This is a genomic window from Pseudomonas sp. GW821-FHT07F01 (genome assembly GCF_059418825.1).
Window position 1 is genome coordinate 91,602 of record NZ_JBWKQO010000008.1, and the last position, 15,927, is coordinate 107,528.

The window sequence follows — 15,927 nt, forward strand, 5'->3', positions numbered from 1 at the left end:
GCTTTGTGAATCATGAGCGAAAACACAGCATCCCCGGCAGCCGGCGTGCCCGGTACTGAACAACCCGCCAGCAAGCGGCGCTGGCCGGTCCTGGTCATGGGCCTGTGCCTGGTGGCGGCCGCGGCCACCGGCGTGGGCTGCAAGCCCAAGACTCCGGTGGCGGAGCTGGCCGGCGACAAGCTGGGCCTGAGCCGCCCCGATGGGCTGCTGGAAACCCATTCCCTGGCGCAGTTGCCCAAGGACCTGCTGGCGGTGCCTTTCCTCAAGGAAACCCTGACCGAGGATTTCGTCTTCTATTACCAGACCCACGCCGACCGCCTGGGCCTGATCGGTAGCCTGCGGCGGATCATCTACGAGCATGACCTGAAGCTGCAGGACAACCTGATCGAGCAGTTGTTCGACCAGCCGGCCGACGTGGCGCTGTGGCGCGGCGCCGACGGGCGTCTCAAGGACTTCCTGCTGGTCATGGACCGCGGCGGCCTGGCCAAGCTGCTGGAGCCCCTGGCCAAGGTGGCCCTGGATGACACCCAGTTGAGCAAGCTGGCGGACCTGAAGGTCGGTGGCGATGCGGTGACCCTGTACCAGTTGAATTACAACGCCAGCCGGTCCCTGGCATTCGCCTCCCACGGCGACAAGCTGGTGGTGCTGTCCAACCCCGCCAAGCTGTACGACCCCGCCACCGGCGCCGACGACGAGCATGGTGCGGTGTCCACCACCGCCCTGGAGGCCCTGCTCAACGGCGACAAACTGTTCCCCGAGGCCTTTGGCCTGGAAGCGCGCAAGCCTGAAGTGCAGCAGCGGCTGGCAGTCAATTCCAGCGTTTTGGCCATGGGTTACCAGCGTTTTATCCCCAACTTCGCCGGCCTGCGCTTCGACATGGACGACAAGGGCTGGCACAGCTACCTGGCCATGCAAGAGCAGGACAACCAGCCGGCGTTCGACTTCAAGCCGATCTGGCAGGCCATGCCCATGGGCGCCAGTGCCTGCGTAGCCTTGCCCCTGGCGGCGGAGCAGCAGAAGCCGTTGCTGGTCAAGCTGGGCGCCGAAGAAGCGGTGGCCACCACCCTGACCGAGCACATGGCCGGGACCGCCGGCCTGTGCTGGTACGCCGACTCGCGGCTGTACACACCGCTGCTGGTGGCCAGCCTCAAGGACAAGGACAATGCCAAGCTCGATGCGGACCTGGGCAAGCTGTTCGGCTCCATGGTCGGCACCCGGGAAAGCAAGGTGGCGGAGCGCATCTTCCTGGTGGTCGAGCAGCAGAACGGCGACGTGCACCAGTGGCAGCGCCAGGTCAGTTCCAACTTCGGCCAGTACCCGGCCAAGGAAGCCAAGGACCCGCAAACCATCACCGGTCGCGCCTTCATGCAGGTCAGCCTGGCCCGCCATGGCTCGACCCTGGTCTTCTCCCTGGATGACAAGTTGGTGAACAAGGCCCTGGGCACCCTGGACAAGCGCTTCCCGCCCCTGGCGGACGTGGTGCCCAAGGATGCACTGATGCCGGTGTACCTGGGCCCGCAGTCCCTGGCCCAGCTGATCCAGCAGGAAACCTTCGACAGCCTGCCCCAGGACATGGAGCCGGTGTTCAACAACGCCGCGCAAACCTACCTGGTGCCCAAGCTGCGTACCCTCGGCGGTTATGGCAAGTACGCCCTGACCCTGCCCGAAGGCAGCGAGCCCGACGGTCACTGGCAATGGCTGCCTCTGCAATGGCGTGCCCTGTGAGTGCACTGCGCAAAGGTCTGAGCAGCCTTGGCCTGTTGGCCTTGTTGCTGAGCAGCGCCGTGGGCGCGACCCAGGCTCCGCCCCTGGACGTGCAGCAGTCCCAGGTGTTCCGTGCCTGGTTCGTGCGCATCGCCCAGGAGCAGTTGAGCCAGGGCCCGAGCCCGCGCTGGTACCAGCAGGACTGCGCGGGCCTGGTGCGTTTTGCTGCCAACGAAGCGCTCAAGGTCCACGACAACAAATGGCTGCGGGCTAACGGCATGTCCAATCGCTACCTGCCGCCGGAGCTGCAACTGAGCGAAGGCCAGCGCGGCCTGGCCCAGCAGTGGCAGCAGGGCGGCGGCCAGACCGGGCCCTACGTCAATGCCATCAAGCTGATCCAGTTCAACAGCCATCTGGTGAGCCGTGATCTGGGGCAGGCGCGCCCCGGTGACCTGTTGTTCTTTGACCAGGGCGACGACCAGCACCTGATGATCTGGATGGGCCGCAACATCGCCTATCACACCGGCACCACCACTCCCACCGACAACGGCATGCGCTCGGCTAGCGTGCAGCAACTGATGACATGGAAGGACACTCGATGGATACCCGACTCAGCCAACCCCAACTTCATCGGCATCTATCGACTGAACTTCCTCACCCAATGAGCGAATCCCGTATGTCCCGTTTTCTGTTTCGCCTGACCCTGGCCTTGACCCTGCTCACCCCCGTGGCCCTGGTCAACGCCGAAGACTCGGTGCCGCCCAGCGACTATGCGGCGGTCTCCGGCGAGAGTTTCTTCCTCCTGGCCGACAGCAGTTTCGCCAGCGACGAACAGGCCATGGTGCGCCTCGAAGCCCCGGGCCGTGACTACCGGCGCTTTCGCATGGAGCCCTATGGCGGCGCGGACATCCGGGTGTACCGGATCGACCAGCCGCTGGACTTTCTCAAGCGCCAGAAGAACCTGCACCGGGTGGTCAGCGACGGCCAGTTCAAGGGCGAGGGCCTGTCCAACACCCTGGCCTACCTGTGGGATAACTGGTACCGCAAATCCCGCCGGGTGATGCAGCGCGCCTTCTCCTACGAGTCACGCAAGCAGGTCACCGAAGAGGTGCCGGAACTGAAGGTGGGCAACTCCATGCTGGCGCCGACGCCGTATGACGCCCAGCCGCAATTCGCCCTGATCCCGGGGCTGCCCCTGGTGACCCAGTTCCGTTATCCGCTGTGGCAGGCCAAGCCGATCCAGCCGCCGGCCGGGGTAAACCTGTCCGGTTCCTCCAGCCAGTTCATCAACGTCGCCCCGGGCAACGTCTACATCCCGCTGGGGCAGCTCAAGCCCGGCCTGTACCTGGTGGAGGCCCTGGTGGGCAAGTACCGCGCCACCACCATGGTCTTTGTTTCCAACACCGTGGCGGTGAGCAAGATCGCCGGCGACGAACTGCTGGTCTGGGCCGCGGGCAAGCATGAAGGCAACTCGGTGCCCAAGGTCAATGTGCTGTGGACCGACGGCCTCGGCGTGATGAACAGCGGCGCCACCGACGAACAGGGCCTAGTGCGCCTCAAGCACGTCAGCCCCGAGCGCTCCTACGTGATCGGCGAAGACCAGGAAGGCGGGGTGTTCGTCTCCGAGAACTTCTATTACGACAGCGAAATCTACGACACCAAACTGTATGCCTTCACCGACCGGCCGCTGTATCGCCCCGGGGACTGGGTATCGCTGAAGATCGTCGGTCGCGAGTTCAAGAACGCCCGGGACTCGGTACAGCCGGGTGCCGGCACGGTGAACGTCAGCGTGCTGGATGCCGCCGGCACCGCCCTGCAGAACATGACCCTGAACCTGGATTCCAAGTCCGGCGCCCAGGGCCGCTTCCAACTGCCGGAAAATGCCGTGGCCGGTGGTTATGAACTGCGTTTTGGCTACAAGGGCCAGGTCTACAGCAGCGCCTTCCGCGTGGCCGAGTACATCAAGCCGCACTTTGAGGTTTCCCTGGCCCTGGCCAAGCCGGACTTCAAGACCGGCGAGCCGGTGAAGGGCAACCTGGTGCTGCTCTACCCCGACGGCAAACCGGTGGCCAACGCTCGCCTGCAACTGAGCCTGCGGGCCCAGCAGCTGTCCATGGTGGACAACGAACTGCAGTACATGGGCCAGTTCCCGGTGGAGTTGACCAGCGCCGAACTGACCACCGATTCCAAGGGCAGTGCGACCCTCGACCTGCCGGCGGCGGACAAGCCCAGCCGCTACATGCTCACCGTATTCGCCAGTGATGGCGCTGCGTATCGGGTCAAGACCACCAAGGAAATCCTCATCGAGCGTGGCGCGGCGAGCTTCAGCCTCAGCGCGCCGCAGCGTTTCAGCGCGGCCGGCGACAAGGTGCAGTTCAGCTACGCCAACCAGAACACCAGCGAGCAGAGCAAGAACGTCAAGCCGAGCCGCTACGGCTGGGTGCGCATGGAGGACCAGTCCACCGGCGAGGGCAAGCTGGCTGCCGCCGACAGCGGTTTCGCCCTGGCCTTCGAGCGCCCCGGTACCTACAACCTGACCCTGCGCGACGAGCACGATCGTGTACTGGGCGGCACCAGCCACTCGGTCACTGGCGAGGGCGTGAAAGCGGTGCCGGGCACCGTGGAAATCGTCCTCGACAAGCCCGAGTACAAGGCTGGTGACGAAGCCCTGGCGCTGATCACCTTCCCGGAGCCGATCAACGACGCCCTGCTGTCCCTGGAGCGGGACAAGGTCGAGGCCACGGCGCTGCTGTCCAAGGGCGGCGATTGGCTCAAGGTGGAAAAACTCAGCCCCACCCAATACCGCGCCCGGGTGCCGGTGAAGGACGGCTTTGCGCCGAACCTGACCTTTTCCGTGCTCTACACCAAGGGCGGCGAGTACAGCTTCCAGAACGCCGGGATCAAGGTGCTGACGCCGCAGATCGATGTGGCCATCCATACCGACAAGGACAAATACCAGCCGGGTGACATGGTCACCGTCGACCTGTCTACCCAGTTCGCCGGCAAGCCGGTGCCCGCACACCTGACGGTCAGCGTGGTGGACGAAATGGTCTACGCCCTGCAACCGGAAGTGGCGCCGAGCATCGACCAGTTCTTCTACCACCCGCGGCGCAACAATGTGCGCACCAGCGCCAGCCTGTCGTTCATCAGCTACGACGTGGCCCTGCCGGGCAGCCCCACCGCCCCGGGCAAGGCCAACCGCAGCGAACGCGGGGTCAAGGTACTGGAGCGTCCGCGGCGCGAAGACGTCGACACCGCTGCCTGGCAGCCTGAGCTGGTCACCGACGGTAGCGGCAAGGCGCGTTTCACCTTCCGCATGCCGGATTCCCTGACCCGCTGGCGCATCACTGCCCGGGCCATCGCCGATGATGGCCAAGTGGGGCAGAAAAAGCAGTTCGTGCGTTCCGACAAGGCCCTGTACCTGAAGTGGAGCGGTCCGACCCGCTTCCGCACGGGTGACAAGCCGGACCTGGGGGTATTCGCCTTCAGCCAGTCCGAACAACCCACCAAGGCCGAACTGGTGATCCATTACGCCGGTGAGTCCCAGCGCCTGCCGCTGACCCTCAACAGCGGCATCAACTATGTGGCGCTGCCGGCCATTGCTCCGGGCAATGGCGAGTGGAGCGCCGAGCTGGTGCAGGGCGGCAAGACCGTGGATGCCCTGGCGGTGCGCCTGGTGAGCAGTGCGGCCGGCTGGCAGAGCGTGCAGACCCAGAGCCTGGACGTGGTCACCATCAGCACGCCGCTGGGCCTGCCGGCCGATGCTGCGGACATTCGCCTGCGCCTGGACGACAGCCCGCAAGCGCTGTTCCGTTCGGCCCTGGATGACCTGCTGGAATACCCGTATGGCGGCGTCGAACAGACCGCCAGCCAGTTGCTGCCGCTGAGCGTTGCCTACCCGGCGCTGGCCAGCAATCCGCAGATCCGCGACCGGCTGCGGCTAATGATGCAGAACAGCCGTCTGCGCCTGGTGCACATGGCCGGGCCGGAAGCGGCATTCACTTGGTGGGGCGAAGATGCCGAGCCGGATGCCTTCCTCACCGCCTACGCCTATTACGCCGACTGGAATGCGAGCAAGGTGCTGGACCTGAACCTGCCGCCGGAGCACTGGCAGCGGGTGCTGGAGGTCTACGCCAAGCAGGCTGGCAATACGCCGTTGCTGCAACGGGCGCTGATCCTGTCGTTCGCCCGTGAAATGAAACTGCCGATCAACACCCTGGTCAGCGGCCTGATGGACGACCTGGCCAAGGCCGGTAGCGGCCCGGCAGCCAGCATGCAGGACAACGGCAGCGACAGCCTGGTGATGGACGATCCGGATTCGGCCCTCGGCCTGGCCAGCGCCCGGGTGCTGACCGCGGCCCTGGCGCGGGATGCCAAGGTCACGCCACCCGCGGCGTTCGTCGCCCAACTGGAAGCGGCGCAGCAGCAATTGGATATCAGCTCCCAGCCGTTCACCCAGGCCCTGAGCCTGTCGCTCAAACCGTTCGACCAAGGCGCGGCGCGTGCCTTGCTGCAACGCCTGCTGCCGTCGCAATCGACCCTGGAACGGGCCCTGGCCCTGACCTGGTTGCAGCGCAGCATCGCCCAGTCGACCCCGGCGGTGGCCTTGAACCCGGGGCAGGGCTGGCAACAGCGCCAGGGCGCCAGCGGTGAAAGCTACTGGCAGTGGCAAGGGGCGCAGGTGCCGACGGTACTGGCCCTGGGCTCTGTGCCGGAACGTCCGTTGCGGGCGTCGGTGAGCTACCTGAGCAAGCTGGACATGGGCACGCCGTCGCCGGTGAACATCACCCGCCGCCTGTTGCGCCTGGTGCCGGGGGACGAAGCCTTCACCTTCAAGCTGGAACCGGTGGGCAACAAGCCGATCGCCAGTGACGGCCTGTACCTGGACGAAGTGATCATCGCCAACGAAGGCAACCGGCCGCTGCTGTACGGCATGCTGGAAGTGCCGCTGCCGCCGGGCGCCGATGTCGAGCGCACCACCTGGGGCATCAAGCTGGCCGGCCCGGCCGGTACGGAGGCGGCGTCCCTGGAGAAGGCTCGCTCCGAACCGGGGCAGATGAGCTACGCGGTGCCGCTGGATGCGTTGAACGACGGCAGCGAAGTGCGCCTGCGCCATCTGGTTCGCTTCTCCCAGAAAGGCCAGTTCAATCTGCCGCCGGCACGTTTCTACCAGGTGTACGCACCGGAGCATCAGGCTCAGGAACGCACCCCGGCCCTGGGTCAGGTCACGGTCAAATAACATGGTGCGGTGCTGGGCCTGGCTATGTCTGTGTTTGCTTCCTGGGTGGGTGACGGCCCAGGACGAGCCTCTGCGCCTGGCCTGGAAAACCGCCCCGGACAGTGAGCTGGTGAGCCTGAGCAAGACCCAGGTTCTGTCTCGCGAGCCGTTGCCCAAGGATCTGCAAGCGCCCCTGGGCAGTGTCTGGAAACTCTTTGTCTACGCCTGGCTGGTGGACACCGGCGCCCAGGAGCCGGCCTATGCCTGCCAGGGCAAGTCCAAGGAAGAGGTCTATTGCTGTGCGGTGGGCGCCAGCATCGCCCGTGATCAGGCGCTGGTACGTTCCTGCGGTTTGTATTTCGAGCCCCAGCGCTTGCAACTGTCCGCCGCTGACTGGCGCCATTACTGGCAGGCCCGCAACGCTCCCGACTGGTTGCAGGACCTCAACCAGCTGCAGCCCCAGACCCGGGTCCCGGTGGCGGAACTGCTGCAGGTACTGGCGCTGTTGCCGGCCCGGGACACGGCCCGGCGCGTGCTGCTGGATGTGGTGCTCAATGCCGCCGACGGCGCAGTAGTGGGCGCCTTGGGCGGGCGCTTGCGGGTCAAGACCTGGAGTTGGCTGGCGGATCAGGACCCGCAGTCGCGCCAGGGTGGTTTTGCCGGCTGGCTGGTGGATGGCACACCGCTGTGGGGGGGCGGGCGTGGCACCAGCCAACGGGTGTTGAAGGACTACGCCCAGGCCCTGAACCAGGAACTGCCGGACAACCCGCCTGTGGATAAAGGCCGCTGTGTGGAGGTCAGCCTGTTTTCCCGCTACCCGCTCAAAAGCGTCAGCCAGGGCGGCCAGCCGGCTAAACCGGGTGCCTTGCAAGGGGATTACCGGGTGGAGTTTGCCAACGGCAACCAGCTGGATATCCACAGCGCCGGCGAGCTGTTCCTGCAGCAAGACCCTGCGGCCCAGCGACTGGTGGCGCGCCTGGACCGTGAGGAATATGTCGCTCGGGTACTGCAGCGCGAAGCCACCAGTGAGCCAGTGGAGGCCGCCAAGGCGTTGGCCGTGGCCATCCGTACCTACCTGTTGCAGAACGCCGGGCGCAGCGGCGAATGCCTGAGCATCGACGACAGCAGCAACCGCCAGCGGGTCGCGCCGCGCCCGGCCACTGCCCAGGCCCGGGCCATTGCCGCCTGGACCAGCGACCTGGTGCTGGCCGGCACTCAAGTCACCTACCACTCGGACCTGAAGGCGCCGGACAAACTGTCCTGGCAGCAGGCCGTGGAGCAGGCCCGGTCCGGGCAACGCTACGACGCCATCCTGCTGCACGCCTATCCCCGGGCCAGCCTCAGCCGCTGGGACAACCCCGTGGCCTCCTGCGAACCCTTGCCGGCGGCCCAGGAGTGGCTGCTGCAGCAGCGCCGGCGCTGGCGCCAACCGCTGGAGCAAGAGATCGGCTACAACGAAATCAGCCAGTTCGCCGTGTGCCGCCTGAGTTTCGGCCGGCCCTACGTCGACCGTGAACGGCAACGCATCTATGTGCGGGGCGTGCTCTCGCTGCAAGATCGCCTCGACCTGACTCATGAATACCTGCACCTGGCCTTTGAAGCTCATCCCAACGGCCAGGATGAAACCTACATCGAAGGGCTCGCCCGTCATCTTTTATTGGAATAGGCCATGAAACTTCCTGCTCCCCCGGTCCTCCTGTTCCTTTGTGGAATGTTCAGCCTGCCCATGGCCCTGGCCGACAGCGGCATCCAGCTCGACACCCCCAAGGGCGGCTGGCGCACTCGAGCCATGGATGGTGAACAGTACATTCAGGAGGTCAACTACCCGGCCTCCTCGGTGAATACCCCCCAGGGCCAGGCCGATACCGCGCGTATTCGCGGGCAGATCAAGGGTGCGCCCAAGGCGAACAAAGAGCCCGGCAAGCTGATCGTCAATGGCGTCAGCATGCCGCTCAAGTTCGATGAGCAAGGCAGCTTCGACCGGCCGTACGCCTTCCCCAACGGCAGCAACAGCGTCGAAGTGCGCAGCCCGGATGGCCAGCAGCGCAAGCGCGTGCAGTTTCTCAACACCGGCGGTGGCGTGACCCCGCCCAAGTTGCGCGTGCTGCTGTCCTGGGACAGCGACAACACCGACCTCGACCTGCACCTGGTAACCCCGGACGGCGCGCACATCTGGTACGGCGACCGCGTGGCTCCCAACGGCGCGACCCTGGATGTGGACGTGACCACGGGCTACGGCCCGGAGATCTTCTCCATGCCGGCGCCGCTCAAGGGCCAGTACCTGGTCTATGTGAACTACTACGGTGGCGGTTATCGCAGTGACGACGATGAAGACGGCGGCCAGGAAAATGCCGTGCAGCCCCTGACCACCGCCCAGGTCACAGTGATTACCGAGGAAGGCACGCCGGATGAAAAGAGCGAGACCTTTGTGGTGCCGATGCGCGCTCCCGGGGAGCTGACCCTGGTGCGCAGTTTCAGTTATCCATGACCGGGCTCAACGGATGCGCTTTCCCGGCCATCCGTTCATTGCCCTGAGACAATACGGGCCCCCGGTGTTTGCCTTGCAATGAATCACCATTCATTGGCAGGGAAATGCAGAACATGGGTGCTTTTCAATCGTGGTTGAAGTGCTGTGTAGTGGCCGGAAGCTGTGCCTCCAGCCTGGTGTTGGCCGCGGGCGCCGACGGTTTGCAGCGGGTCAAGGTGGACCTGGTGGCGCCGCCCCAGGTGCATGCTCATGAGCAGGCTGTCAGCGGGCCGCCGAAGGTTGTGCAGTTCCGCATGAGCGTGGAAGAGAAAAAGATGGTGGTGGACGATCAGGGCACCACCCTGCAGGCCATGACCTTCAACGGCTCCATGCCGGGGCCGACCCTGGTGGTGCACGAGGGCGACTACGTCGAGCTGACCCTGAGCAATCCGGCCAGCAACAGCATGCCCCACAACATCGACTTTCATGCGGCCACCGGTGCCCTGGGCGGTGCGGCGCTGACCCAGGTGCTGCCGGGGCAGGAAGTGGTGCTGCGTTTCAAGGCTGACCGCAGCGGGACCTTCGTCTATCACTGCGCGCCGCCGGGCATGGTGCCCTGGCACGTGGTTTCGGGCATGAGCGGGACCTTGATGGTGCTGCCGCGCGAAGGCTTGCAGGACCCTGCCGGCAAGCCCTTGCACTATGACCGGGCCTACACCATCGGCGAGTTCGACCTGTACATCCCCAAGGACAAGGACGGGCATTACAAGAGCTACCCGGACCTGGCCTCCAGCTACCAGGACACCCGTGAAGTGATGCGTACCCTGACCCCGAGCCACGTGGTGTTCAACGGCCGTGTCGGCGCCTTGACCGGAGCCAACGCCCTGACCGCCAAGGTCGGCGAAAGCGTGCTGTTCATCCACTCCCAGGCCAACCGCGACAGCCGTCCGCACCTGATCGGCGGCCATGGCGACTGGGTCTGGACCACCGGCAAGTTCGCCAACGCCCCGCAACGCAACCTGGAGACCTGGTTCATCCCCGGCGGTTCCGCCCTGGCGGCGCTCTACACCTTCAAGCAGCCGGGCACCTACGTGTACCTCAACCACAACCTGATCGAGGCCATGGAGTTGGGGGCCCTGGCTCAGGTCAAGGTCGAGGGGCAGTGGGACGATGACCTGATGACTCAGGTAAAGGCCCCCGGGCCCATGACTCCGGCCAAGTGATAGCAGCCGGGGCTCAAGCCCCGGCACCTGGCATCAGAGGTTCAGGGCGAACTTCAGGTAGCCCGGATACACCTGGCGCCAGTCGTCCTGGAAGGTATGGCCTTGCTCATGCTCATGGCTCTGGACCTGGTTGCCGGGTTCCAGGGCCTGTTGCGTGGCGGCGGTGAGCTTCTGGTTGCTCTCGTGCTCCTTGGCGCCATGGACGATGACGATGCGCTTGTCCCGAGCCTTGGTTTCGCCGAAGGGAATCCGGTAGCCGCCGGGTGACAGCAGCAGCGCGCCGCTGTAATGCTGCGGGTACTCGGCGATCAGGTGCGAGGCGTGCTCGGCACCTTGGGAGAAACCCATCAGGACGATGCGCGAGCGATCGATACGGGTCTGCTTTTCCAGTTTCTTCAGCGCTGCGCTGACCGCTTCTTCGGTCGGTGCTACCGAATGCTGCTGCCACATGAATTGGTGCTCGTCGCGCTTGAGAGTGCCGTTGATGCCCACCAGCACGGCTTTTTCCCCCACAAGGTCCGTGCGCATGTCGATACCGTCGCTGCCTTCGGTACCGAACCCCGACAGCCAGACCACTACCGGCCAGCCCTCGCTCGGGGCCTTGCCCTGGGGAATGCTGAAGGCCGCAAGGCCCGCATCCCTGGCCTTGGCCGGGTAGTTCTTCTCGGCGGCCTGCAACAGCTTCTTGTAGGCCGGGTCCTGCTGCAACGATTCCAGTTCGTCGTCTTCCTTGAGCAGCACCAGCTGCCAGAAGCCACGCTCGCGGGCCTGGTCGAGGTATTCGGCGGCGCGCTTGTTCTTGTCCATGGCCGCCAGGCTGCCGGCGGCCTGGTAGGAGGCGTAGGCATTCTTCGGGTCGAGGCGGGCAGCGGTCAGGTAGTAGGCGAGGGCGCCGGCGTAGTTGTCGTGCTGGCTCTTCTCATTGTCCCCGGCCTCGATGAAATCCGCTGGCGTGGCTTCGTCCAGGTACAGGTTGGCCATGCCGGCCAGGCCTTGCCAGCGCCCCTTGGCGACGTCCTGCTGCGCATCGGCATGGGCCCAGGAACTGCTGAGGCTGAGAACGCTGAACAGCGAGAGAAATGACAGGGGCAGGCGTACTGCGGCCGGCAACGACATGACTGAGAGTCCTTTTTCAGTGAAGGAGGTCCCGGGCCGTTGCCCGAAACGGCGCGCAGCTTAGCATGGCGGATCGCCCGGATGGACGACCCGCGCTGTGGCCGGAGTCAGCGCCGAAGCGGTAGGTCAATCGCTCTGGTCGGCGGTGGAAATCACTTCATCGATCTTCCAGCAGCCCTTGTCCTTGATCATCCGCACATCGACGATCTGGGTGGTGTCCGGGGTGTTGCCCAACGTCACTTGCTCCTTGGCGCTGGAGCCCTGGACTTGTGGTTCGCTGACCTTGATCTGGGTCAGCCACTCATCCATGTAGTCCTGGGCCTTGAGGAAGTAGTCCTCTTCCAGGCCGTCGGGGCTGGCCATCTGTTTCTTGATCTTGGTGATCAGCGAGTCGGAGACGTACTTCTTCATTTCCGCCACGTTGTCGGTCAACGGATCCTTGTCTTCGCTGAAGGTTTGCAGGTACCAGCTATAAAACGCCTGGGTTGCGGGCTTTGGCGAACTGGCGCAGTCGGCCAGGGCGACCGACTGATGCATCGCGACCGCTGCCAGAAGCGAGCAGAACAGCATTCTCATGGAGGACCCCTTACGGATGGCGATAGATTTTGTAGGCAGGTTTCTGCACCCGGTAGGAATGCCCCGGGTAGAAACCGTGCAGTTGCTTGAAGTCTGACACCCAGAGTGTGCCGTTGAACATCGCCATGTGACCGTGGGGGTGCCCTGGAATGGGCTGGATGATCACCACATCGCCCGCTGCGGGCGTCTGGCCGGCCGGCTGTTCGATGAAACCGGCAGAAGTCAATGATGAGCCGAAGTCCTTGGCCGAGTGCTTCCTGTGCAGAATCACCCCACCGCCACCGGCTTCGATCGCCTGGCGAGTATAGGCCGCACAGCGCCCCGTACTACCGGCGTGAGCGTGAGCGTTCAAGTGACTGATAGCGGCTTCTTTATTCCACATTCCTTGTCATCCGAGAGTCCTGGAGAGCGGCGAGTTTATTCTTGCCCAAGGGCGCCGGAAATACTGGCTAAGTGCCTTATTTGCCGCCTTTGGGGGGCGTATCACAGTTATCCCGCTGATTGGCAAAACCACGCAGGAGCCAGGCGGCCTGGCCGTTCAGTCCGGCTGCAACTCCAGGGCGCTGCGCGATACCGTATGCACTCGGTTGCGCCCCTGGTGCTTGGCGTCATACAGGGCTTCGTCGGCCAGGGACAACAGGCGCGGCAGGTCGTAGCCCCGGGTTTCACTGCTGACCACACCGATGCTGACGCTGAGCAGCCCGGGTTCCAGCAGAGGCAAGCGGGCAAAAGCCTGGCGAACCCGCTCGGCTACCGTTACTGCGGCCTGCTCATCGGTCGCGGCCAGGAGGCAGGCGAACTCTTCACCGCCAATGCGGGCAAATACGTCTTTTGTACCCAGGGCTTCTGCAAGCACCTGGCTGAATGCGACCAGCACCTGGTCGCCGGTCTGATGACCGTAGGCGTCGTTCAGGCGCTTGAAATGGTCCAGGTCGCACAGCAGCAAGGCCATTGGTGAGCCCCGGCGCTGGCATTCGATCAGCATCCGCTCGCCATTGACCATGAACGCCCGGCGGTTGCCGATACCGGTCAGGGCGTCGCAGAAGGCCGCCGCCTTGAAGCGCAGTCATGCACAGGGTCACGTAGGCAATGCCGATCACATACAGCATCGATTCGAACAGCATGAAGGAGAAGAGTGGCACCCCGGCACTGTAGACTTTGAGTGCTTGATATAGAGCCAGATATTGGTCGATAACTGTGCGTATGCTCTAGGCGCGCTCTATTATTTTTGAGTTTATCCATGCTCAGCAATAAAGTGATTCGCAGTTTTACATACCAGCAGAATTTCTTCCTTCGTATGAAAAAAAGAGATAGGTAGACTTAATGTGGTTTTGTGTATTTTCTCGGATATGGGGAAGTTTCCACTAATAATTCCCTTCATGGCAGTCTGTTCAATAGGAGGGATCGGATAGTGAATTTCAGTGCCTACACCATGCTCTAAGAGATAACTCTTCAGCTTGTCGCGATGGGGATGCCTTATGTTGAAAATGTGGAATACATCTCCAAAATTCTCATTGCGAAGAGGCTTGATGAACGCGTCGTCGAGATGGCTGAAATATATATCGGCTAGAGCTCGCTTGTGCGTATTTATTTTTTCTAGTGACTTGAGCTTGATGCTCAGGAAAGCGGCTTGTATTTCGTCAAGTCTAGAGTTGTAGCCAATTAATTCATTGTGGTATTTCTTTACTGAACCATAGTTTCTTAGTTTTTTTATGGTGCTATCTAGAGCGCTATTGGCACTTATAACAGCTCCGGCATCACCTAGGGCTCCCAGATTTTTAGTGGGGTAAAAGCTGAAGCAACCAAAATCACCAAAGGTTCCGGTCATTTTACCTTTATATGTCGATCCGTGAGATTGAGCACAATCTTCAACAAGGCGCAGTTCATGTTTTGCGCAAATGTCTAGAATTGGATCCATGTCGCAGGACTTACCATATAAGTGTACAACCAAAATGGCACGAGTTCGCTTCGTAATACTGGCTTGGATTTTGCCCGGGTCTATGTTGTAAGAATGAAGACAAGGTTCAACCAATATAGGCTTTAAGCCAAGGCGCACAATCGCGATAACGGTTGCAATATAGGTATTTGCTGGAACGATGACTTCATCTCCGGCTTGGAGGTCTAGTGCTTGCAGTGCAAGAACTAATGCATCCAGGCCGTTGGCGACACCAGTACAGTAATCCGCACTCAAATATTCAGCAAAAGCTGACTCGAATTGAGCGACATTCTTTCCTAGTACGTACCATCCACTTTCGAGCACTTGTTTGAAGGCGCTTTCATACTCCATGAAGAAAGGAGCGTTCAGACGACCTAGATTTTCATATTCGATCATGGATATTTCTCATCAATATAGTCAGATGAATCATAAAACTCAGAAGCTAGGACCAGTAAAGTCGCTGATGTGGTGAAATCTTGCATTGTATGCCAATCTTTTGCATCCAAAAGCAAACATTGATCAGGGCTATTTAAAGTGTAGGTCTTTTTATCAGTTCCATCATCTACAAAAATTTTACAACTACCACCCAGGCAAATCAGCGCTTGTTTAGTGGTTTTATGGCGGTGTCCACCACGCTGACCTACAACATTGTAAATGTAATAAATTCGCTTTACTGAGAATGGTATCTGTTTTTCTATTACTGATAGAGATCCTCGTGCATCAGTAAATGTTGGGATAACTATCAGTTTGGCCATTATCTATAAAACCAGTTGATTAAATGAATATTATAACACCCGGTTATTTTTTGTCGCAACTTTCGTGCGAAGCTCCTCCAGTCATTGGGAGCGGGCCTGGTGATGGATAGGCTGCCAGTGGCTGACGTCTTGGTTTGAATAGACTGCTCAATTTGCATGAGATGCTTTACGTATGGCTGGTATACTATTTTTTTGGTTTTTTCGGAGAGTCTATACCCCCCAAGATCAACCTTCTGATCTGGTAGGATCTTAAATCCATGAAAGTGGAAAAAGACCAAGTCGAATGCTTGCTGCGTAGTCAACTCAGTGCCTGTTACCTGTTGATCAGTAAGAGTGAAAGCATATTGTTGTACATTCCAAGGGGCCACACCACCACCTAAATGGTAGAGCACATGAACCTCCTCGAAGCGTTCCGTCCAGTCGTCCAGATACTTCTGATCGCCGAAGCGCCCATCTTCGAACCTATCGAAACACCATTCTAGGCATGCTTCTGCCCACCAGCGAAGGGCTTTCATTCCTGCTTTTGTGGATTTGAAGGTCATGAATTGAACGCAGTATTTTCCGCTTGTAGTCTCTTGATTGTATATCTCTGTGTAGCGGTGTTCCGTGATCAGGACGGAGTTGCTCTGCATCTCATCAATGAGAACGACTGGATTTGAAAAGAAATATAGATCTGCATCCAGATAGGTGCAGTTTTCTAAATTATAATGCTCTAATACATGCAGGATAGTAAAGGGGGTGCATGTCCAACAGTATTCACCTGGGCTACGCTCTTTCTTAACTGAGAGCAGCGCCTCGGTTTCAAACTCCTCTAGGGATATTATCGTTACGTTAGGAGGATTTTCGTTTGAAAGGTATTCGTAGGATAGTTTGTCAAATGCGAATATGAATAAATGAAAATTCTGGCAGTTGACGCTCAAGGATTCATACAT

General features: G+C 61.2%; 13 protein-coding genes. 6 read left to right on the plus strand and 7 right to left on the minus strand.

Features of this window, described 5'->3' with window-relative positions:
* Positions 1-12: 12 nt before the first annotated feature.
* From AC07R1_RS27395 to nirK, 6 genes are all read left to right on the plus strand, one after another.
* Complete coding sequence (locus AC07R1_RS27395; RefSeq protein WP_495111125.1) at positions 13-1,725, plus strand: DUF2138 domain-containing protein; 1,713 nt, start codon at positions 13-15, stop codon at positions 1,723-1,725.
* The gene (locus AC07R1_RS27400; protein WP_015637191.1) at positions 1,710-2,369 is read left to right on the plus strand and encodes a DUF1175 domain-containing protein; all 660 of its coding nucleotides are present in this window, start codon (positions 1,710-1,712) and stop codon (positions 2,367-2,369) included. The genes AC07R1_RS27395 and AC07R1_RS27400 overlap by 16 nt, the downstream gene beginning before the upstream one ends.
* Positions 2,366-6,943: an alpha-2-macroglobulin family protein gene (locus tag AC07R1_RS27405; RefSeq protein ID WP_495111126.1), complete on the plus strand. Its 4,578-nt coding sequence runs from the start codon at positions 2,366-2,368 to the stop codon at positions 6,941-6,943. The genes AC07R1_RS27400 and AC07R1_RS27405 overlap by 4 nt, the downstream gene beginning before the upstream one ends.
* A 1-nt stretch (position 6,944) precedes the next feature.
* Positions 6,945-8,588 (plus strand): DUF2300 domain-containing protein, encoded by a 1,644-nt coding sequence (locus AC07R1_RS27410; protein ID WP_495111127.1) that lies wholly within the window; start codon positions 6,945-6,947, stop codon positions 8,586-8,588.
* 3 nt (positions 8,589-8,591) lie between these two features.
* Positions 8,592-9,410, plus strand: a complete 819-nt coding sequence (locus AC07R1_RS27415; protein ID WP_015637188.1) for a YfaP family protein — start codon at positions 8,592-8,594, stop codon at positions 9,408-9,410.
* A gap of 113 nt (positions 9,411-9,523) precedes the next feature.
* Entirely contained in the window at positions 9,524-10,612 is a 1,089-nt protein-coding gene (gene nirK / locus AC07R1_RS27420) for a copper-containing nitrite reductase (protein ID WP_495111128.1), read from the plus strand.
* 33 nt (positions 10,613-10,645) lie between these two features.
* Here the strand turns inward: nirK and AC07R1_RS27425 are convergent, their stop codons facing one another.
* The 7 genes from AC07R1_RS27425 to AC07R1_RS27455 form a co-directional block, all read right to left on the minus strand.
* The gene (locus tag AC07R1_RS27425; protein WP_019092772.1) at positions 10,646-11,728 is read right to left on the minus strand and encodes a dienelactone hydrolase family protein; all 1,083 of its coding nucleotides are present in this window, start codon (positions 11,726-11,728) and stop codon (positions 10,646-10,648) included.
* A gap of 126 nt (positions 11,729-11,854) precedes the next feature.
* Positions 11,855-12,304: a DUF3828 domain-containing protein gene (locus tag AC07R1_RS27430; protein WP_011063716.1), complete on the minus strand. Its 450-nt coding sequence runs from the start codon at positions 12,302-12,304 to the stop codon at positions 11,855-11,857.
* A 10-nt stretch (positions 12,305-12,314) separates the two neighbouring features.
* Positions 12,315-12,686 carry a hypothetical protein gene (locus tag AC07R1_RS27435; protein WP_011063715.1) on the minus strand — a complete coding sequence of 124 codons (372 nt, stop codon included), beginning with the start codon at positions 12,684-12,686 and terminating at the stop codon, positions 12,315-12,317.
* 156 nt (positions 12,687-12,842) lie between these two features.
* Positions 12,843-13,307, minus strand: a complete 465-nt coding sequence (locus AC07R1_RS27440) for a GGDEF domain-containing protein (protein WP_495111129.1) — start codon at positions 13,305-13,307, stop codon at positions 12,843-12,845.
* 231 nt (positions 13,308-13,538) lie between these two features.
* On the minus strand, positions 13,539-14,636 hold the full coding sequence (locus AC07R1_RS27445; RefSeq protein ID WP_495111130.1) for a DegT/DnrJ/EryC1/StrS family aminotransferase: 1,098 nt from the start codon (positions 14,634-14,636) through the stop codon (positions 13,539-13,541).
* Complete coding sequence (locus AC07R1_RS27450) at positions 14,633-14,995, minus strand: sugar 3,4-ketoisomerase (protein ID WP_495111131.1); 363 nt, start codon at positions 14,993-14,995, stop codon at positions 14,633-14,635. The genes AC07R1_RS27445 and AC07R1_RS27450 overlap by 4 nt, the downstream gene beginning before the upstream one ends.
* Positions 14,995-15,927, minus strand: a complete 933-nt coding sequence (locus AC07R1_RS27455) for a hypothetical protein (protein WP_495111132.1) — start codon at positions 15,925-15,927, stop codon at positions 14,995-14,997. The genes AC07R1_RS27450 and AC07R1_RS27455 overlap by 1 nt, the downstream gene beginning before the upstream one ends.